This window comes from Pseudarthrobacter sp. RHLT3-21, from assembly GCF_059383495.1.
This window is the reverse complement of the sequence record NZ_JBWZCI010000002.1, coordinates 225,905-244,771: the sequence shown is the minus strand read 5'-3', so window position 1 is coordinate 244,771 and position 18,867 is coordinate 225,905. Positions and strand designations below refer to the sequence as shown.

The following is an 18,867-nucleotide window of genomic DNA, read 5'->3' as shown; positions in this document are numbered from 1 at the left end:
ATGATTGCACTTACTGCGGCGGAAATCGCCGATATCACACACGGCCGCCTGGACGCCGATCCGGGGATCACACCCCTGTCGGTGGTCACTGATTCGAGGGAGGCTGCCGCCGGGTCCTTGTACGTGGCGAAACCTGGCGAGCACGCCGACGGCCACGACTTTGTTGCTGCGGCCTTCAGCCGCGGCGCGGTGCTGGTTCTCGCTGAGCGCCCCGTAACGGGGCCGGACGGCGTTAACTATCCGGCTGTCCTGGTCGAGGATGCCGTGCTGGCCATGGGAGCGCTGGCCGCCGAAGCGGTCCGTCGGATCCGCCTGGCCCGGTCTGCTGCAGGCGATGCACTGACCGTCATCGGAATCACCGGTTCAGCCGGGAAGACCACCACCAAAGATCTCCTCGCCGGCATCCTTACCCAGCAGGGCATCACCGTTGCGCCTCAGGGGTCCTACAACGGAGAGGTGGGCGTGCCGCTCACTGTCTTCCGCGCCGACACCCAAACGCGGTACCTGGTGATCGAGATGGGCGCCACCGGCATCGGGCACATCCGCTACCTGGCCGACATGGTGAAGCCTGACATCGGCGTAGTCCTTGGCATCGGCACCGCCCACGCCGGGGAGTTCGGCGGCGTGGACAACATTGCCCAGGCCAAGGGCGAGCTGTTGGAGGCCCTCGCCGCCGGCGGCACTGCAGTCATCAACCTCGACGACGACCGCGTCGCTGCCATGCGCAGCCGCACCGGCGCCACCGTGCTGGGATTCTCGGCCGAAGGACGCACTGACGCGACCGTTCGGGCCGTGAATCCGGACACAAACACTGAGGGCAACCCGGAATTCGAGCTCGTTCTGCCCGGCAGTGAAACAGGCCTGCACGTCAGCAGCCGCCTCATCGGCTCCCACCACACCGGCAACCTCCTCGCCGCAGCAGCTGCCGCGCACGCGGCCGGGGTGCCCGGCACGGACATCGCCGCATCGCTGAGCACACAGTCAGCGGCAAGCCGTTGGCGGATGGAACGCACCGAACGTGCTGACGGCGTGACCGTCATCAACGACGCCTACAACGCCAACCCGGAGTCCATGCGGGCGGCCCTGCGCACCCTGGCCGACCTGGGCCGCGGGCGTCGGACCTGGGCTGTCCTGGGCGCCATGCTGGAACTGGGACCTGATTCAATCCGTGAACACACTGTTGTGGGCACCCAGGTGGTCCGCCTCAACATTTCCCGGCTGGTCGTCGTCGGCCGCGAAGCCCGCGCACTTTACGTTTCCGCCGTCCAGGAGGGGTCCTGGGGCGACGAATGCGTATTCGCCGAAACCGCAGAGGACGCCTATGCGCTCCTGAACGCCGAGCTTGAGCCCGGCGACCTGGTGCTTTTCAAGTCGTCCAACAGCGTTGGACTGCGGCACCTGGGCGATCGGATAGCATTACCCCCACAATCCACGGAACCCGCCCATGAAGGGAGCGAGCTGCTGTGATTGCACTACTGATCGGCGCAGGACTTGCCCTGCTGTTTGCCTTGGTGGGAACGCCGCTGTTTATCCGCTTGCTTGTCCGCAAGAGCTACGGACAGTTCATCCGTGATGACGGACCCACGTCCCACCACACCAAACGCGGTACGCCCACCATGGGCGGCACCGTGGTGGTGGGAGCGGTCCTGCTCAGCTACGGACTGACCCACCTGATTATGTGGATGATGAACCCGGATTCGGCAGGCCCCTCCGCTTCGGCCCTGATCCTGCTCTTCCTGATGGTCGGCATGGGGCTGGTGGGCTTCCTGGACGATTTCATCAAGATCTCCCGGCAACGGAGCCTTGGCCTCGATGCGAAGGCCAAGCTCATCCTCCAGGCTGCCGTGGGCATAGCCTTCGCCATCCTGGCACTGAACTTTCCCGACCCGGACGGCCTGACGCCGGCCTCGACTAAAATCTCCCTGGTCCGTGACATTCCATGGCTGGACCTGGCCTTCACCGGCACGGTGGTCGGCGCAATCCTCTTTGTGCTCTGGTCCAACCTGATCGTCACAGCCGCCACCAACGGCGTGAATCTCACTGACGGACTGGACGGGCTGGCGGCCGGTGCGTCGGTCATGGTGTTCGGTGCCTACACGCTGATGGGCATCTGGCAGAACAACCAGGCCTGCGGGTCACCGCGCGAGGCCGGCAGCGGCTGCTACTCGGTCCGGGACCCCCTGGACCTGGCGCTCCTGGCCGCCATCCTGAGCGCAGCCCTCGTGGGGTTCCTCTGGTGGAACACCTCCCCGGCGAAGATCTTTATGGGCGACACCGGGTCATTGGCCATCGGCGGCGCGATCGCCGGCTTCGCCATCCTGTCGCGCACGGAGCTGCTGCTGGGAATCATCGGCGGTCTCTTCGTCCTGATTACCCTGTCCGTGATTATCCAGGTGGGCTACTTCAAGGCCACCGGCGGTAAGCGCGTCTTCAAGATGGCGCCCCTGCAGCACCATTTCGAACTCAAAGGCTGGGCGGAAGTCACCGTGGTGGTCCGGTTCTGGATCCTGGGCGGGCTCTTTGTGGCCGTGGGCCTGGGTGTCTTCTACGCTGAATGGGTGGTGCTCCTGTGACTGTTTCTGCCCGCCTCCAAAACCTGGTCAGCTGGGACTCTGATTGGGCGGGGCTGCGCGTTGCAGTCACCGGCATCGGAGTGTCCGGGTTCGCCGCGGCGGATACCCTTATCGAACTCGGTGCCCGGGTGGTGGTGGTTGACGCCGCCACCAGCGATACAGCCAAGGCACAGGCCGACACCCTGAAGATCGTCGGCGCCGTGGACGTGCTCCTGGGCGAGGACGCCGTCAACAGGATCCCCAAGATCGATGGCAGCTTCCCCGAACTCATCGTGACCTCCCCGGGTTGGCGGCCAGACCAGGCGCTCCTGGCCGCCGCTGCACGCGCCCACATTCCGGTCTGGGGCGACGTGGAGCTGGCCTGGCGCCTGCGGGTCCGGGCCGGACACAAAACCGCTGACTGGCTGACCATCACCGGCACTAACGGCAAAACCACCACGGTGGGCCTGACCGCGTCGATGCTGCAGGCAGCAGGCCTGAAGGCCATCGCGGTCGGCAATGTGGGCACCCCCATCCTGGACGCCCTCCGCGACCCCGTGGAGTACGACGTCTTCGCGGTTGAACTTTCCAGCTTCCAGCTGCACTGGGCCGAATCGCTGTCGCCGGTGGCCAGTGTCTGCCTGAACGTGGCTGAGGACCACGTTGACTGGCATGGTTCCTACAATTCCTACCTCGCGGACAAAGCGCAGGTCTACGCTCGGACCCAGAAGGCCTGCATCTTCAACGCAGAACAGATCGAGACCGAACGGATGGTTGAGGACGCCGACGTCGTGGACGGCTGCCGTGCCGTCGGCTTCACCACGCTCACCCCGGCTGTCAGCATGCTCGGCGTGGTGGAGGGCCTGCTGGTGGACCGTGCGTTCATCGAGGAACGCAAGGACAGCGCCGCCGAACTGGCCTCGATGACCGACCTGGGGCAGTTTGCGCCCCGGCACATGGTAGCCAACGCCCTTGCAGCCGCTGCCCTGGTCCGGGCCTACGGTGTGGATGCGAAGGCGGTGCGCCAGGGAATCCAGGATTACGTGCCTGGCAACCATCGCATCCAGCCGGTCGCCAAGGAGAACGGCGTGCTCTGGGTCAACGATTCCAAGGCCACCAACCCGCACGCGGCAGCCGCCTCACTGGCCACCTTTGCGAACGTCATCTGGATCGCGGGCGGCCTGTCCAAGGGCGTCAGCTACGATCACCTGGTCCGGGACCACGCTGCCCGGCTCAAGGCTGTGGTGCTCATCGGTACGGACACCACCGCGCTGGCGGACGCCTTGCAGCGACACGCGCCGGATGTCCCCGTGATCACGACGCCGGCGGGCGACACTGAAAATATGCAGACTGCCGTAACGGGCGGAGCCAGCACGGGCAGCTCGCCGGATTCCGGTGCGGCCGTGATGTCCCGGGCCGTTGCGTCAGCGGCGCAGCTGGCGGCATCAGGCGACACCGTCCTGATGGCCCCGGCAGCTGCTTCCATGGATCAGTTCTCTTCCTATGCTCACCGCGGCAACGCCTTTATTGAAGCTGTCCGCGAGCTGGTGGAAGGGCAGGCCCAGACCGGCGAGGAGTAACAATGGTCAGCACGCCCACCCGGTCGCCGGCCTCACGTCCGCGCGCCGGGAAAACCGCTTCGCCCGTAAAGTCCACCATCACCTTGCCGGAACGGATCCGGGGCTGGTACCAGGCCTTCTGGTCCACGCTGGAAGGAACCGGCACTTCCAAGAACGGCTCAACGTATTACCTGATCCTTGGATCCACGCTGGCACTGACCGCCATCGGCATCATGATGGTGCTGTCGGCCTCGAGCGTCGAATCCATCGCTGCCGGAAAATCGCCCTACGGCGACGCCCTGAAGCAGGGCATGTTCGCCGCCATTGGCATCTTCACCATGTTTGTCCTCTCACGCATCAACGTGGTCTGGCTGAAGCGCCTGGCCTGGCCGGGGCTGGGCGGGGCCCTCGTCCTCCTGGTGCTCGTGCAGCTGATCGGTGACGAAGTCAACGGCAACAAGAACTGGATCGACCTGGGCGGCATCACGTTCCAGCCGTCCGAGGCGTCCAAGCTGACGCTGGCGCTCTGGATGGCCACCGTCCTGGCCAGGAAAGGGAAGCTGCTGCAGCGCTGGCCCCACGTGCTGATCCCGGCCGTGCCGCTGGCGGGCGGGGTCATCGGCCTGGTCCTGTTGGGCAACGACCTGGGCACGGCCATGATCATCATGATGATCACTGGTGCCGCCCTCTTCTTCGCCGGGGTACCGCTGTACCTGTTCGGGTTCGCCGCCCTGGCGGCCGCAGCCGGCACAGCCATCATGGCCATCACCAGCTCAAACCGCATGTGCCGCATCACGTCGTGGTGGACAGGCCAGTCCTGTGCCGACGGCATCGACGCCAACTACCAGGCCACCAACGGGCTCTACGGGCTCGCATCCGGAGGCTGGTTCGGCGTCGGCCTCGGCCAAAGCCGGCAGAAGTACAGCTGGATCCCGGAAGCCCATAACGACTTCATTTTCGCCATCATCGGCGAGGAACTCGGCCTGGTGGGCACCGTCGTCGTGCTTGTCCTCTTTGCCATCCTCGGCGCCGCCATCTACCGCGTAGTGGTGGCGCAGGAGGATATGTTCCACCGGGTGCTGGCCGGCACCATCATGGTGTGGCTGCTGGGGCAGGCCACGGTGAATATGGCCGTGGTAACAGGGCTGATGCCTGTGATCGGCGTGCCGCTCCCGTTCATTTCATACGGCGGTTCGGCTTTGCTGATGTCGCTCTGCGCCGTGGGGGTGGTGCTGTCGCTCGCCCGCGAACAGATGGCGCCTGCCCTCCGGCCGAAGAAGCTGCTGAAATTCGGAGCCAGGAAGGCCGGGGGATCCACCGGCCGCAAAACAGCTGGCCGCCAAACCGCCGGCCCCAAAACAACCGGCGGCAACAGCGCCAGCCCCAAAACAACCGCAAGAAAGCGTACGTAGCACCAGATGATTTCCCAGAACCTGTCCATTGTCCTGGCGGGCGGCGGAACCGCCGGCCATATCAGCCCCCTGCTGGCCATCGCGGCCGCCCTGCGGGCGGCCGCGCCCGGTGCCAGGCTGCTCGCTGTGGGGACGCCCGCCGGCATGGAAACCCGGCTGGTGCCCGCCGCCGGCCTGGAACTGGCCACGATCGACCGGGTGCCATTTCCGCGGAAACCTTCCGTGGACCTGCTCAGGCTGCCCGCACGGCTGGCCGGAGCGGTCAGGCAGTCCGGACGCATCCTCGACGAAGCCTCGGCCGACGTCCTGGTGGGCGTCGGCGGCTATGTCTGCACACCGCTGTACCTCGCCGCCCGGCGCCGGGGAATCCCCATCGTGATCCATGAGGCCAACACCAGGCCTGGGCTGGCCAACCGGGTGGGATCGTTCCTGACCCGTCACGTGGCCACCGCCTTCGACACCACGCGCCTGCGTCACGCCCGCCATGTCGGCATGCCCATGCGGACCGAAATCTCCAGCCTGGACCGGGACGCTGCCCGTGCCGCCGCCCGCGAATCCCTGGGCCTGGATCCCACCACGCCCACGCTGATTGTGACCGGCGGTTCCTCCGGGGCCCAGAGCATCAACCGCGCGGTGGCCGCCGCCGTGCAGGACCTTGGTGCGGCGGGGATCCAGACGCTCCACATCACCGGCCGCGGCAAGACGGTTTTGGGGCCCGACGGCGGCCCGCTCGCCGCACCGGGCTACCGGCAGGTGGAGTATGTGGACGGCATGGAACGGGTGTACGCCGCCGCGGACGTGCTGCTCGCGCGGTCCGGCGCAGCCACGGTCTGCGAAGTGGCCGCCGTGGGAGTGCCTGCAGTGTTTGTCCCGCTGCCCATCGGCAACGGCGAACAGGCGCTCAACGCGGCGGGCCTCGTGAACGCCGGCGGCGCACTCCTGGTCCCGGATAAGGACTTCACCGTGCAGTGGGTGGCGGGCCAGCTCATCCCCCTGGTCACCGACCCCGGCCGACTGGCCACCATGGCCGCCAGCTCGCGCCGCCTTGGCATCAGAAACGCCGATCAGCGCATGGCTGATCTTGTCCTGGAAGCGGTATCCGTATGACCCCCGCAAGCATCCGCAGCCAGGAGTCCCTGGGCCGCGTCCATTTCATCGGCATCGGCGGGGTGGGAATGTCCGCCGTGGCCCGCATCATGGTGGCCCGCGGCGTCGCCGTCAGCGGATCGGATGCCAAGGACCTTCCGGTGATGGCGGAGCTGGCAGCCGCCGGCGCGAGGATCGCGGTGGGATACGCCGCGTCCAACGTGGGCGATGCCCAGACCGTGGTGGCCGGCTCGGCGATCCGTGCGGACAACCCTGAACTGGTGGCCGCGCGCGCGGCCGGCCTGCGCGTGCTGCACCGTTCGGAGGCACTGGCGGCCACCATGGGGGACGATCTCGTGGTGACCGTGGCAGGCACCCACGGCAAGTCCACCACCACATCCATGATCACCGTCCTGCTCCAGGGAGCCGGGCTGGACCCCTCGTTTGCGATCGGTGCCAACGTGCCTGCGCTCGGCGTCAATGCCGCCCATGGCACAACAGGCGTTTTTGTGGCCGAAGCGGACGAGTCCGACGGGTCCTTCCTGAACTACCGGCCCAGGATTGCCGTGGTCACCAATGTGGAACCCGATCACCTGGACCACTACGGCACCGCCGAGGCCGTCTACGAGTCCTTCGACCGCTTTACGGAACTGCTTCCGGCCGAAGGCGTCCTGATTGCCTGCGCTGACGACGCCGGCGCGGCCGCCCTTGCAGAGCGCACACTCGCGCGCGGCAACACCCGGGTGGTGCTGTACGGCACCTCGGACGGGTCGGATCTGGTACTGCACGACGGCGGCCCGGGGGACGTGGCGGTCTCCGCACCTGCCGGACGGTTTGCCCTGGACCTGCAGGTCCCGGGCCGGCACAACGCGCTGAACGCCGCCGCCGCCGTCGCCGTCGCGCTGGAACTGGGGGTCGACGCAGAAACTGCCGCGCGTGCCCTGGCGCACTTCTCGGGCGCTTCGCGGCGCTTTGAACTGAAAGGAGAGGCGCGCGGCGTGCGCGTCTATGACGACTACGCCCACCACCCCACCGAGGTACGGGCTGCCCTGACGGCTGCACGATCCGTGGCGGGCGGGCACCGCGTCCACGTCCTGTTCCAGCCGCACCTCTTCTCCCGCACCAGGGAGTTTGCCGAGGAGTTCGCAGCAGCGCTGAACCTTGCAGACACCGCACTGGTCCTGGACATCTACCCCGCGCGCGAAGACCCCATCCCAGGGGTCAGCAGCCAGCTCATCGCCGATCACCTGGCTCCCGGCGGACGCCTGGTGGAGTCGGGCGGAGCGGTGGCTGCCCTCACGGACGCCGCCCGGCCCGGCGACATCATCCTGACCGTCGGGGCAGGGGATGTCACGGCCTTCGGACCGCAGATCGTGCAGGCTCTCGATGGGTAGTCCGCGCCGGCCCACGTACGCCTCACCGGGCAGGCGGCAGCCAGCCGCGCCGGCGCAACCGGAGGTCATTTCGGCTTCCAAAAGCGCCCCGGAAACGGACACCCCGCCTTTGCCGGGGCGCAAAAAGGCCAAGGACGCCGACCGCAAGCGGACGGCGGACAAGGCACCAGCAGGCACTGACAATGTGCTGGCCTTCCCGGAGCCGCCCGGAAAGCGCCGCAAACGCAACTTCCTGGTGGCCCTCGGCACTGTCCTGGCACTGGTCTGCGCGCTGCTGGCCGCCGCAATCTTTTCGCCGGTCCTTGCCGTAGGCACCGTATCGGTGTCCGGGACCCGACTCGTCACCACAGAACAGGTCCAGGCCGCACTGGAACCCCTGAAGGGCAAACCCCTGCCCCAGATCAGCGATGAGGAGGTCAGCCGCCTCCTGGCGCCCCTCGTCCAGATCAAGTCCGTCTCGACCCAGGCACGGCCGCCTTCAGGGTTAGTCGTCCAGGTGCTGGAGCGCGTTCCGGTGGCCCTGGTGAAGCAGGGGGAGCAGTACCAGTTGGTTGATGTGGACGGTGTGGTGCTGGCCAGCCCCCCGGACCCGGCCGCGATTGCCCTGCCCGTGATCGACGGCGGCGCCGGAACCATCGGCAAGGACCTCTTCCAGGCCACCGCAGCGGTCCTCGGTGCACTCCCGCTGGACGTGCTGTCGAAGCTGTCCAACGCGTCCGCCCAGTCCGTGGACGCCGTGGAGCTCAAATTGGTGGACGGTCAGACCATCATTTGGGGGAATGCGGGGGAGAAGGAGCTCAAGGCCAAGGTACTTGAAGCCTTGCTGAAGGTTCCCGCGGACCCGAAGAACCCCGTCCGTGTGTACGATGTGAGCGCGCCCCGGCATCCGGTGACGCGTTGAACGCTATATTTACCCGGTATTCCCGCGACACGCGGCTCCGGTTATTGAATGTCTGAACCATAGGAAATAGCGTTCCAACATGAGTTACTTGACATAACTATAACCTTCAACTCGAAGGTTAAGGTTCGAAGCTTCAAGCCCGACTCCACCAGTTTTCGCAATAGGACACGAACAAGGGACACGTAACGTGGCAGCTCCGCAGAATTACTTGGCCGTCATCAAGGTCGTCGGCATCGGCGGCGGTGGCGTGAACGCAGTCAACCGCATGATCGAGGTCGGTCTTCGCGGCGTCGAATTTATCGCGGTGAACACCGATGCGCAGGCATTGTTGATGAGCGATGCAGACGTCAAACTCGACATCGGGCGTGAGTTGACGCGCGGCCTGGGAGCCGGCGCGAACCCTGAGGTGGGCAAGCAGGCTGCGGAGGACCACGCCGAGGAAATCGAAGAGGTCATCCGCGGCGCCGACATGGTCTTTGTCACCGCTGGCGAAGGCGGCGGCACGGGCACCGGCGGCGCGCCCGTGGTAGCACGCATCGCCCGGTCGCTTGGTGCCCTGACCATCGGTGTGGTGACCCGCCCGTTCACGTTTGAGGGCCGCCGTCGTGCGGGTTCTGCAGAGGCGGGCATCGACGCCCTCCGCGACGAAGTGGACACGCTGATCGTGATCCCGAACGACAGGCTTTTGTCCATCAGCGACCGCAACGTCTCCGTCCTGGACGCTTTCCGTTCCGCTGACCAGGTCCTGCTGTCCGGTGTCCAGGGCATCACGGACCTCATCACCACCCCGGGCCTGATCAACCTTGACTTCGCGGACGTCAAGTCCGTGATGCAGGGCGCAGGGTCCGCGCTGATGGGCATCGGCTCCGCCCGCGGTGAAGACCGTGCGGTGAAGGCTGCTGAGCTCGCCATTGCATCGCCGCTGCTGGAAGCCTCCATCGACGGCGCCCATGGTGTCCTGCTCTCCATCCAGGGCGGTTCCGATCTTGGCCTGTTCGAAATCAATGAAGCTGCCCGTCTGGTCCAGGAAGTGGCCCACCCCGAAGCCAACATCATCTTCGGTGCCGTAATCGACGACGCACTCGGTGACGAGGCCCGTGTCACGGTCATTGCCGCCGGTTTCGACGACGTCAAGGCCACCTCTCCCTCCATGGACCAGTCCCAGCCGCACGTCGCACCCCAGCGGCCGGCAGCGGCGCCCGCGCCAGCTCAGGCCCCCACCTCGGGCGGCAGCCACCAGCACAACGTCCAGCCGGTCCACGCCGGCGTCGGCGCGTCGGGTCTGAGCAACTGGGGCCAGCAGCGCCCGTCGGCGGTCCCCGCCGATTCAGGTTTCGACGTCGACCTCCCCTCGGTAGTGGAGCCGGACCTCTCGGGGAACCGCGCCGATGACCTGGATGTCCCCGACTTCCTGAAGTAGGGCCCGGGGTGTTCTATTGGCGGGCTGAAGTGTCTGCTGGCGTGAGTGTGGCGTTCACGGACACTCAGGCCGGCAATCTCGCCCTGCACGTCGGGGACAACGCCGTTGACGTTCTCCAGCGCCGGGCGGCGTTGGAGAACGCTGCCGGCATGGCCCCCGGTTCCCTCCGGTTCATGGAGCAGGTCCACGGCACGGCCGTGGAAATGATGGAGCCGGCCACGCCTGCGCCGACCGCCGATGCCGTGGTGTCCCGGGGACTGCCGCTTGCGGTGATGGTGGCCGACTGCATCCCGGCAGTGCTCGTGGGGCAGGGAGCGGGCAGTCCGGTCCTCGCCGCCGTACACGCAGGCCGACCGGGGATAGAAAACGGCATTCTCCTGGCAGCGGTGGAGCGGATGCGCTCAGCCGGGGCCACAGGCATCCGTGCCTGGCTGGGCCCGTCAATCTGCGGGCGATGTTATGAGGTGCCCGCGGACCTCCGCACCCAGGTGGCAGCGCAGGTGCCGGCGACATGGGCTGCCACGTCCTGGGGCACGCCCGCGCTGGATCTGCCGGCGGGAGCGAAAAGCCAACTTGCAGCTGCCGGCGTCGTCATTGAATATTCGGGCCCGTGCACGCTCGAGCACAACGAGCTTTTCTCTTACCGCAGGTCCAACACCACTGGGCGCTTCGCGGGACTGGTGTGGTCGCATGAATGAGGGCATGGTGGAGGACAACCCGGTACGGATGGCAGAGCTCGCGGAGCGACTCGCCGGCGTGCAGCGGCGCATTGAAGCCGCCGTCGAAAACTCAGGCCGGGCGGGGCAGCTGCCCACGCTGATTGTGGTCACCAAATTCCATCCGGCCGCGGACATCAGGCGCCTGGCCGCGCTGGGCGTCCGCGACGTCGGCGAGAACCGGGATCAGGAAGCGTCCTCGAAGGCGGCCGAACTGGCAGGCCTCGGACTCAACTGGCACTTCGTGGGGCAGCTGCAGAGCAAAAAAGCGAAATCCGTGGCCAAGTATGCGCAGGCAATTCATTCCGTGGACCGGGTGGCCCTGGTGGACAGTCTGGAGCGCGCCATCGCGGTGGAACAGGACCGGACCGGCCGGGGAACCCTGGAATGCTTCATCCAGGTCAGCCTCGACGACGACGCCGGAGCCCACCGCGGCGGCGCAGCTCCGGTGGAGATACCGCTCCTGGCCGAACGGCTGGCGGCTGCGGCAGGACTTGAACTGGCAGGCGTTATGGCTGTCGCCCCGTTGGGCACCAGTCCGGAGGCGGCGTTCGAAAAACTGGCAGCCATCTCGGCGGACCTGGTAGCCGAGCATCCCGGCGCGACGGCCATCTCGGCGGGCATGAGCCAGGACCTGGAAGCGGCCATCCGTATCGGAGCGACACACCTGCGAATCGGTTCCGATATTCTCGGATCGCGTCCCGCCGTGGGGTAGCGTCGAAACCATAGGAAGTGAATGGCGGGGGATTCAAGGCTGTCAAGTCATTGGGCGGCCCGCCTACGGACACGATTAGGAGTCGACCATGGCCGGCGCTCTGCGCAAGACAATGATCTATCTTGGGCTCGCCGACGGCGATGAACACTACGAGTCCGAGCACACCACAACACGTAAGGACGAGGACGATTCGATGGAAGTTGACCGCGAGGAACGCCGTGCACCGGCACCCGTCCGCGATGTCAGCCGCGAGTCGTCACACGCCCCCGAAGAGGAATACCGCGCACCAGTGACCCCCATCAAGCGTGCGGCCTCGGGCCGCGAAGAACCGTCCGGGCTTCGGCAAATCACCACGATTCACCCGCGGTCCTACAACGACGCCAAGCTCATCGGTGAGAGTTTCCGGGACGGCATCCCCGTCATCATGAACGTGACCGACATGGGCGAAGCGGACGCCAAGCGTCTCGTCGACTTCTCGGCCGGCCTGGTTTTCGGGCTCCGAGGCAGCATCGAACGGGTCACCAACAAGGTATTCCTGCTGTCGCCGTCTTACATTGAGGTCATTGGCGATGACAAGAAGGTCAGCGAGACCCAGGCCAGCTTCTTCAATCAAAGTTAGCCCTGAGCTTATTCCGGATGCCAGACAGGTACACCTGTCTGGCATCTGTGCTGAAATAGACAAGAAACATTGGCAGGGCACCGCGGTATCCGGAATGGACATGGAGATATGAGTTAAGTCATGGGAATTGTTTTCGGACTTGTCTATATCGCCCTTTTGCTGTTCTTCGTGGCACTGATCATCCGGCTTGTCTTTGACTGGGTCCAGATGTTTGCCAGGGAATGGCGTCCGCGTGGTACTGCCCTCGTGGTGGCCCACACGGTGTACTCGATCACCGATCCGCCGCTCAAGGGGCTCCGGAGGCTGATCCCGCCGTTGAGGCTCGGAGGGGTCACCTTGGACCTCGGGTTTCTGGTCCTGTTCATCGCAGTCAGCATCGCGATGGCGGTCACCAGGGGATTCGCGTAATCTTCGACAAGACCTAGCGGCGCAGGCGAAGTTCCTGGAATTGGAACTCCCCCCGTACCGCGAAGAAATCTCCGGTTTGACACCCAGTGTTGAATTAGAGGAACCAGACAATATTTAGGTACCGTAGTTTTGACGGCCGGAAGGCCTACTGACTAACTAGACCAATGAGGTGACCAGATGGCTTTGACGCCAGAAGACGTTGTCAACAAGCGCTTTCAGCCGACCAAGTTCCGCGAAGGCTACGACCAGGATGAAGTTGATGACTTCCTGGACGAGATCGTTGTGGAACTCAGGCGCCTGAACCAGGAGAACGACGAGCTCCGCAAGAAGCTTGCAGAATCAGGTTCCGGCGTGCCGGCCAGCTCGGCTGCGTCCGCCCCGGTGGTCGAGAAGGTTCCCGCGCCCGTCAGGGCTGAGAAGGTTGAGTCCCCGGCGAAGGCTGAGGTCGAGGCGAAAGCTCCCGAGGCCCCCAAGAAGAAGGAAGCCGAGCCGGCAGCGCCTGTTGCGGCTGTTCCGGCTGCTGCGCCCGCCGCATCCGCTGGAAGCACGGTTTCGGCCGAGTCCGCTGCCGGACTGCTCGCCATGGCGCAGCAGATGCACGACCGTCACGTCGCCGACGGCCAGTCCCAGAAGGACAAGATCATCGCCGAGGCCCAGATCGAGGCCAGCAGCCTGGTCAACGATGCCCAGGAGAAGTCCCGCAAGATCCTCGGTGCCCTCGAGCAGCAGCGCTCCGTGCTGGAACGCAAGGTCGAGCAGCTCCGCGGCTTCGAACGCGACTACCGCTCACGCCTGAAGGCCTACATCGAAGGCCAGTTGCGCGATCTTGACGCCCGCGGTTCCGTGGCGGCGCCTGAGGTCGAAGCGAACTAGTCCTTCAAGCACGTATTCTGAGAGCCGGTGGCTGAGGATTCCTCGGCCGCCGGCTTTTGGGATTAACATCGGTTTCACAAATGAAAGCACCATGACTGACCACCTCGCCGCTGACGCCGCAAACCCCTCTCCTTCATCGTCCCGCCCCCCGCGGGCACTCCTGCTCTCGCTCTTCGCCGGTTTTGCGGTCTTTGCGTACGTCCTGGACCAGCTGACAAAACTGTGGGTGACGTCCTCGATGGTGGAGGGTGAACGCATCCCGGTGCTGCCGCCGCTCCTGCACTGGTACTTCATCCGCAATTCCGGCGCCGCATTTTCGATCGGGGAGAACGTCACATGGGTGTTTTCCATCATCATGGCCGGCGTCTCCATCGCCATCCTGTTCCAAGTGCGCAAGCTGGGCTCGGCCTGGTGGTCGCTGGCACTGGGTCTTCTCCTGGGCGGGGCCCTGGGCAACCTGACGGACAGGCTTTTCCGGGAGCCTTCCTTCGGGATGGGGCACGTGGTGGATTTCATCCAGCTGCCCAATTTTGCGATCTTCAACATCGCCGATTCCGCGGTGGTCTCAGCAGTGGTCATCATCTGCATCCTGACGTTGCGGGGGATCGCCCTGGATGGCTCACGGCACGTCGCGGCGCCACGGAAAGAGGCGGCCCAGCCGAAAGACAGCGACGATGCCTGAGCGTGTGGTGGTCGCCGACGAATTCGGCGGAACGCGGGCTGACGCCGGGCTCGCCAAGCTGATGGGGATATCCCGGTCAATGGCCGCGACCCTCATTGCCGAAGGCAACGTGCTGAGCCGCGGCAAGAAACTCGGTAAGTCCGCGCGGTTGGTTGCCGGCGATGTCCTGGAAGTGACGGTGCCTGAACGACGGGACCCGCTCGAAGTGGTGGAGGAAGTTGTGGAAGGCCTGAAAATCCTGCTGGACGACGACGAATTTGTCGTTGTGGACAAGCCGGTGGGCGTTGCCGCACATCCTTCTCCCGGCTGGGTAGGGCCCACCGTGGTCGGCGGTCTCGCAGGAGCGGGATTCCGCATCTCGACGTCGGGCTCACCTGAGCGGGTGGGTATCGTGCACCGGCTCGACGTCGGCACGTCCGGGGTGATGGTGGTGGCCAAAACGGAACGCGCCTACACAGCCTTGAAGCGGGCCTTCAAGGAGCGCACCGTGGAGAAGGTGTACCACGCGGTGGTCCAGGGGCTCCCGGACCCCCTGGAGGGCACCATAGACGCACCAATCGGGCGCCACCCCGGACACGACTGGCGTTTTGCCGTGATCGAAGACGGCCGGCCGTCGATTACGCATTACGAAGTGCTGGAGGCCTTTGGCAAGGCCACCCTTGTGGAGGTGCACCTTGAGACAGGGCGCACTCACCAGATCCGTGTCCACTTTTCAGCGTTGCGGCACCCGTGCGCCGGAGATCTTACCTACGGTGCGGATCCCCGGCTCGCCGCCACCCTGGGCCTGACCCGGCAATGGCTCCATGCCCGGCAGCTCGGCTTCGACCACCCTGCAACGGGGGAACGCGTGACCGTGACCAGCGAATACCCGCAGGACCTGGCCTTTGCCCTGGAAGTCCTGGCGTCGGGGGAGGCGTAGCGGCTGGGTCGCTGGGCCGTTGGCGGTCCGCCAGCGCTTAGAATGGTGCGGTGACTTCCAGCAATGCCTCGTTCGTCCATCTCCATAACCACACCGAATACTCCATGTTGGACGGCGCAGCCCGCCTGGGTGAGCTCTTCAACGAGACTGAACGCCTCGGGATGCCGGCCCTGGCCACCACCGACCACGGGTACCTGTTCGGGGCCTTCGATTTCTGGAAGCGCGCCACGGACCAGGGGATCAAGCCGATTATCGGCGTCGAGGCCTACATCACCCCCGGCACCGCGCGGACGGACAAAAGCCGTGTGCGCTGGGGCGAGGAACACCAGCGCAAGGACGACATCTCCGGCGGTGGCTCCTACACCCACATGACGCTGCTGAGCTATAACAACGTCGGCATGCGCAACCTCTTCCGGGCCTCGTCCATTGGCTCACTGGACGCAGTCTTCGGCAAATGGCCGCGTTTGGACCGTGAGCTCTTGAACACATACTCCGAAGGCCTGATCGCCACCACTGGCTGCCCTTCGGGCGAAGTGCAGACCCGCCTGCGGCTGGGCCAGTACCGCGAGGCCATGGAAGCTGCCTCGGAATTCCGTGACATTTTCGGTGCGGAGAACTACTTCTGCGAACTGATGGACCATGGCCTGGACATCGAACGCCGGGTCACGGGCGACCTGCTGCGGCTGGCCAAGGATCTGAACCTGCCACTGGTGGCCACCAACGATCTGCACTACACACACGAACACGACGCCAAGGCACACGAAGCTCTGCTTGCCATCCAGTCAGGTTCCACGCTGCTGGAGCCATCGTATGACAACGGCGGCTCCCGCTTCGCGTTCTCCGGCAGCGGCTACTACCTCAAGTCCCCGCAGGAGATGCGGGAGCTGTTCAGGGACCACCCGGAGGCTTGCGACAACACGCTGCTGATCGCCGAGCGCTGCGATGTCTCGTTCAACACCGGCGCAAACTACATGCCGCGGTTCCCCTGCCCGCCGGGCGAGGACGAGACATCCTGGCTGGTTAAGGAAGTTGCCACCGGACTGGAATACCGGTACCCGGGCGGTGTTCCGGATAAAGTCCGCACGCAGGCTGACTACGAGCTCGAAGTCATCACCTCCATGGGGTTCCCTGGATACTTCCTGGTGGTGGCCGACTTCATCAACTGGGCAAAGAAAAACGGCATCCGCGTCGGTCCGGGCCGTGGCTCCGGAGCCGGCTCCATGGTGGCGTACGCCATGCGCATCACGGACCTTGATCCGCTCCTGCATGGCCTGATCTTTGAACGGTTCCTCAACCCGGACCGTGTGTCCATGCCTGACTTCGACGTTGACTTCGATGACCGTCGCCGGTCTGAGGTCATCGACTATGTGACCCGGAAATACGGCGACGAGCGTGTGGCCATGATTGTCACGTACGGCACCATCAAGACCAAGCAGGCGCTGAAGGACTCCTCCCGTGTGCTGGGTTACCCGTTCAGCATGGGGGAGCAGCTGACCAAGGCACTCCCGCCGGCTGTGATGGCCAAGGACATTCCGCTCGCCGACATCCAGAACAAGGACTCAAAGCGCTACAGCGAGGCCGGTGACTTCCGCCAGCTGATCGCTACTGATCCCGAGGCCGCCAAGGTCTTCGAGACGGCGCTCGGTATCGAAGGGCTGAAGCGCCAGTGGGGCGTGCACGCCGCCGGCGTCATTATGTCCTCGGACCCCATCATCGACGTCATCCCGGTCATGCGGCGCATCCAGGACGGCCAGGTGATCACGCAGTTTGACTACCCCACCTGCGAGGGCCTGGGCCTGATCAAGATGGACTTCCTCGGCCTGCGGAACCTGACGATCATTTCCGACGCCCTGGAGAACATCAAGCTCAACCGCGGCCTGGACCTGGACCTGGACAGCCTGGCCCTTGATGACGTGGCCTCGTACGAACTGCTGGCCCGGGGCGACACCCTGGGCGTGTTCCAGCTTGATGGCGGCCCCATGCGCTCCCTGCTGAAGCTGATGAAGCCTGACAACTTCGAAGATATCTCCGCCGTGCTCGCGCTCTACCGGCCCGGCCCAATGGGCGCCAACGCGCACACAGACTACGCGCTGCGCAAAAACGGGATCCAGGAAGTCATCCCGATCCACCCCGAACTTAAGGAACCTCTTGCTGAAATCCTTGGCGGGACCTACGGCCTGATCGTCTATCAGGAGCAGGTTATGGCCGTGGCGCAGAAACTCGCCGGCTATTCCCTCGGGCAGGCGGACATCCTGCGGCGCGCCATGGGTAAAAAGAAAAAATCCGAGCTGGACAAGCAGTTCGCAGGTTTCTCCCAGGGCATGCAGGACAACGGCTACTCCATGGCCGCGGTCAAGACCCTTTGGGACATCCTGCTGCCGTTCTCCGACTACGCCTTCAACAAGGCCCACTCCGCCGCCTATGGTGTGATCTCCTACTGGACCGCCTACCTGAAGGCGCACTTTGCGCCGGAATACATGGCTGCCCTGCTGACGTCGGTCGGTGACGACAAGGACAAATCGGCAATCTACCTCAACGAATGCCGGCGCATGGGAATCACCGTGCTGCCGCCGGACGTGAACGAATCCGCGCTGAACTTCACCCCCGTAGGCACCGACATCCGCTTCGGCATGGGCGCCATCCGCAACGTCGGCGTCAACGCCGTCGAAGCCATGGTGGCCGCACGCGAAAAGGAAGGCGCCTACACGTCCTTCAAGGACTACCTCATGAAGGTTCCCGCGGTGGTCTGCAACAAGCGGACCATTGAATCCCTGATCAAGGCCGGGGCCTTCGATTCCCTCAACCACCACCGGCGCGCGCTGGCGATGATCCATGAAGAGGCCATCGACTCCGTCATCACCCTCAAACGAAACGAAGCGATCGGCCAGTTCGATCTCTTCGCCGGTTTCGAGGAGGCCGAATCCGAAGCATCGCTGAGCATCGAGATTCCCGACCTGCCGGAATGGGAGAAGAAGGACAAACTCTCGTTTGAGCGCGACATGCTGGGCCTGTACGTGTCAGACCACCCGCTGCAGGGCCTGGAAGGACTCCTCAGCCAGCACGCGGACCAGTCCATCACCTCGATCATCGGCGAAGACGGGCCGCACGACGGCGCCATCATCACCATCTCCGGCATGATCACCTCGCTCAGCCGCAGGATCGCCAAGGCCAGTGGCAACGCCTATGCCCGCGCCGAAATCGAAGACCTCGGCGGTTCGATGGAGGTGATGTTCTTCGGCCAGGTCTACGGCCCCATCGCGTCGGTCCTTGCCGAGGACCTGATCGTAGTGGTCAAGGGCCGCCTGCAGCGGCGGGACGACGGTGCCGTGGCGCTGAACTGCATGGAACTGTCCGTTCCGGACCTCAGTGAAGGAACCAACGGCCCCGTGCTCATTTCGATGCCCACCCACAAGGCCACCGAGGCTGTGGTCACCGAACTGGGCGATGTCCTTCGGAACCATCGGGGGAACTCGGAAGTCCGGCTGCACCTGCAGGGGGACACACGGACGGAAGTCATGGGGCTGCCCGTCCATCTCAGGGTCAACCCCAGTCCGTCACTGTTCGGCGACCTGAAGGTACTCCTGGGCCCCACCTGCCTGGATAACTAGGTT

The 18,867-nt window shown here is 65.0% G+C and carries 16 protein-coding genes; all 16 read left to right on the top strand.

The window, feature by feature from the left end:
- On the top strand, window positions 1-1,467 hold the full coding sequence (locus AC50YA_RS03845) for a UDP-N-acetylmuramoyl-tripeptide--D-alanyl-D-alanine ligase (protein WP_494981034.1): 1,467 nt from the start codon (window positions 1-3) through the stop codon (window positions 1,465-1,467).
- A complete protein-coding gene (gene mraY / locus AC50YA_RS03840; protein WP_494981033.1) occupies window positions 1,464-2,573 on the top strand; it encodes a phospho-N-acetylmuramoyl-pentapeptide-transferase in 1,110 nt (369 codons plus the stop codon). The genes AC50YA_RS03845 and mraY overlap by 4 nt, the downstream gene beginning before the upstream one ends.
- A complete protein-coding gene (murD, locus tag AC50YA_RS03835) occupies window positions 2,555-4,132 on the top strand; it encodes a UDP-N-acetylmuramoyl-L-alanine--D-glutamate ligase (protein WP_494981032.1) in 1,578 nt (525 codons plus the stop codon). The genes mraY and murD overlap by 19 nt, the downstream gene beginning before the upstream one ends.
- A 2-nt stretch (window positions 4,133-4,134) precedes the next feature.
- Window positions 4,135-5,523 carry a putative lipid II flippase FtsW gene (gene ftsW, locus AC50YA_RS03830; RefSeq protein ID WP_494981031.1) on the top strand — a complete coding sequence of 463 codons (1,389 nt, stop codon included), beginning with the start codon at window positions 4,135-4,137 and terminating at the stop codon, window positions 5,521-5,523.
- 6 nt (window positions 5,524-5,529) lie between these two features.
- Window positions 5,530-6,630 (top strand): undecaprenyldiphospho-muramoylpentapeptide beta-N-acetylglucosaminyltransferase, encoded by a 1,101-nt coding sequence (gene murG, locus AC50YA_RS03825; RefSeq protein ID WP_494981030.1) that lies wholly within the window; start codon window positions 5,530-5,532, stop codon window positions 6,628-6,630.
- A complete protein-coding gene (gene murC / locus AC50YA_RS03820) occupies window positions 6,627-8,003 on the top strand; it encodes a UDP-N-acetylmuramate--L-alanine ligase (RefSeq protein ID WP_494981029.1) in 1,377 nt (458 codons plus the stop codon). Before murG ends, murC begins: the two co-directional genes overlap by 4 nt.
- Window positions 7,996-8,904 carry a cell division protein FtsQ/DivIB gene (locus AC50YA_RS03815; protein ID WP_494981028.1) on the top strand — a complete coding sequence of 303 codons (909 nt, stop codon included), beginning with the start codon at window positions 7,996-7,998 and terminating at the stop codon, window positions 8,902-8,904. Before murC ends, AC50YA_RS03815 begins: the two co-directional genes overlap by 8 nt.
- A 187-nt stretch (window positions 8,905-9,091) precedes the next feature.
- The gene (ftsZ, locus tag AC50YA_RS03810) at window positions 9,092-10,324 is read left to right on the top strand and encodes a cell division protein FtsZ (RefSeq protein ID WP_494981027.1); all 1,233 of its coding nucleotides are present in this window, start codon (window positions 9,092-9,094) and stop codon (window positions 10,322-10,324) included.
- Window positions 10,325-10,332: 8 nt separating this feature from the next.
- Window positions 10,333-11,022, top strand: a complete 690-nt coding sequence (locus AC50YA_RS03805) for a purine nucleoside phosphorylase YfiH/LACC1 family protein (protein ID WP_494981026.1) — start codon at window positions 10,333-10,335, stop codon at window positions 11,020-11,022.
- Window positions 11,015-11,755, top strand: coding sequence for a YggS family pyridoxal phosphate-dependent enzyme (locus AC50YA_RS03800; protein WP_494981025.1), 741 nt, complete (start codon window positions 11,015-11,017; stop codon window positions 11,753-11,755). The genes AC50YA_RS03805 and AC50YA_RS03800 overlap by 8 nt, the downstream gene beginning before the upstream one ends.
- A gap of 88 nt (window positions 11,756-11,843) precedes the next feature.
- Window positions 11,844-12,374, top strand: a complete 531-nt coding sequence (locus AC50YA_RS03795; RefSeq protein WP_494981024.1) for a cell division protein SepF — start codon at window positions 11,844-11,846, stop codon at window positions 12,372-12,374.
- 120 nt (window positions 12,375-12,494) lie between these two features.
- Complete coding sequence (locus AC50YA_RS03790) at window positions 12,495-12,782, top strand: YggT family protein (protein WP_494981023.1); 288 nt, start codon at window positions 12,495-12,497, stop codon at window positions 12,780-12,782.
- Window positions 12,783-12,959: 177 nt separating this feature from the next.
- Window positions 12,960-13,655 carry a DivIVA domain-containing protein gene (locus tag AC50YA_RS03785; RefSeq protein ID WP_494981022.1) on the top strand — a complete coding sequence of 232 codons (696 nt, stop codon included), beginning with the start codon at window positions 12,960-12,962 and terminating at the stop codon, window positions 13,653-13,655.
- Window positions 13,656-13,746: 91 nt separating this feature from the next.
- Window positions 13,747-14,337 carry a signal peptidase II gene (lspA, locus tag AC50YA_RS03780; protein ID WP_494981021.1) on the top strand — a complete coding sequence of 197 codons (591 nt, stop codon included), beginning with the start codon at window positions 13,747-13,749 and terminating at the stop codon, window positions 14,335-14,337.
- Entirely contained in the window at window positions 14,330-15,256 is a 927-nt protein-coding gene (locus tag AC50YA_RS03775) for an RluA family pseudouridine synthase (protein ID WP_160669938.1), read from the top strand. The genes lspA and AC50YA_RS03775 overlap by 8 nt, the downstream gene beginning before the upstream one ends.
- A gap of 50 nt (window positions 15,257-15,306) precedes the next feature.
- On the top strand, window positions 15,307-18,864 hold the full coding sequence (gene dnaE / locus AC50YA_RS03770) for a DNA polymerase III subunit alpha (RefSeq protein WP_494981020.1): 3,558 nt from the start codon (window positions 15,307-15,309) through the stop codon (window positions 18,862-18,864).
- Window positions 18,865-18,867 lie beyond the last annotated feature (3 nt).

Bases quoted from the DNA above. Each gene is read 5' to 3' on its own strand.
- AC50YA_RS03785 (WP_494981022.1), top strand. From the start codon at position 12,960: ATGGCTTTGACGCCAGAAGACGTTGTCAACAAGCGCTTTCAGCCGACC.
- AC50YA_RS03845 (WP_494981034.1), top strand. From the start codon at position 1: ATGATTGCACTTACTGCGGCGGAAATCGCCGATATCACACACGGCCGC.
- AC50YA_RS03800 (WP_494981025.1), top strand. From the start codon at position 11,015: ATGAATGAGGGCATGGTGGAGGACAACCCGGTACGGATGGCAGAGCTC.
- AC50YA_RS03815 (WP_494981028.1), top strand. From the start codon at position 7,996: ATGGGTAGTCCGCGCCGGCCCACGTACGCCTCACCGGGCAGGCGGCAG.
- ftsW (WP_494981031.1), top strand. From the start codon at position 4,135: ATGGTCAGCACGCCCACCCGGTCGCCGGCCTCACGTCCGCGCGCCGGG.
- lspA (WP_494981021.1), top strand. From the start codon at position 13,747: ATGACTGACCACCTCGCCGCTGACGCCGCAAACCCCTCTCCTTCATCG.
- AC50YA_RS03775 (WP_160669938.1), top strand. From the start codon at position 14,330: ATGCCTGAGCGTGTGGTGGTCGCCGACGAATTCGGCGGAACGCGGGCT.
- murG (WP_494981030.1), top strand. From the start codon at position 5,530: ATGATTTCCCAGAACCTGTCCATTGTCCTGGCGGGCGGCGGAACCGCC.
- murD (WP_494981032.1), top strand. From the start codon at position 2,555: ATGGGTGGTGCTCCTGTGACTGTTTCTGCCCGCCTCCAAAACCTGGTC.
- murC (WP_494981029.1), top strand. From the start codon at position 6,627: ATGACCCCCGCAAGCATCCGCAGCCAGGAGTCCCTGGGCCGCGTCCAT.
- AC50YA_RS03790 (WP_494981023.1), top strand. From the start codon at position 12,495: ATGGGAATTGTTTTCGGACTTGTCTATATCGCCCTTTTGCTGTTCTTC.
- AC50YA_RS03795 (WP_494981024.1), top strand. From the start codon at position 11,844: ATGGCCGGCGCTCTGCGCAAGACAATGATCTATCTTGGGCTCGCCGAC.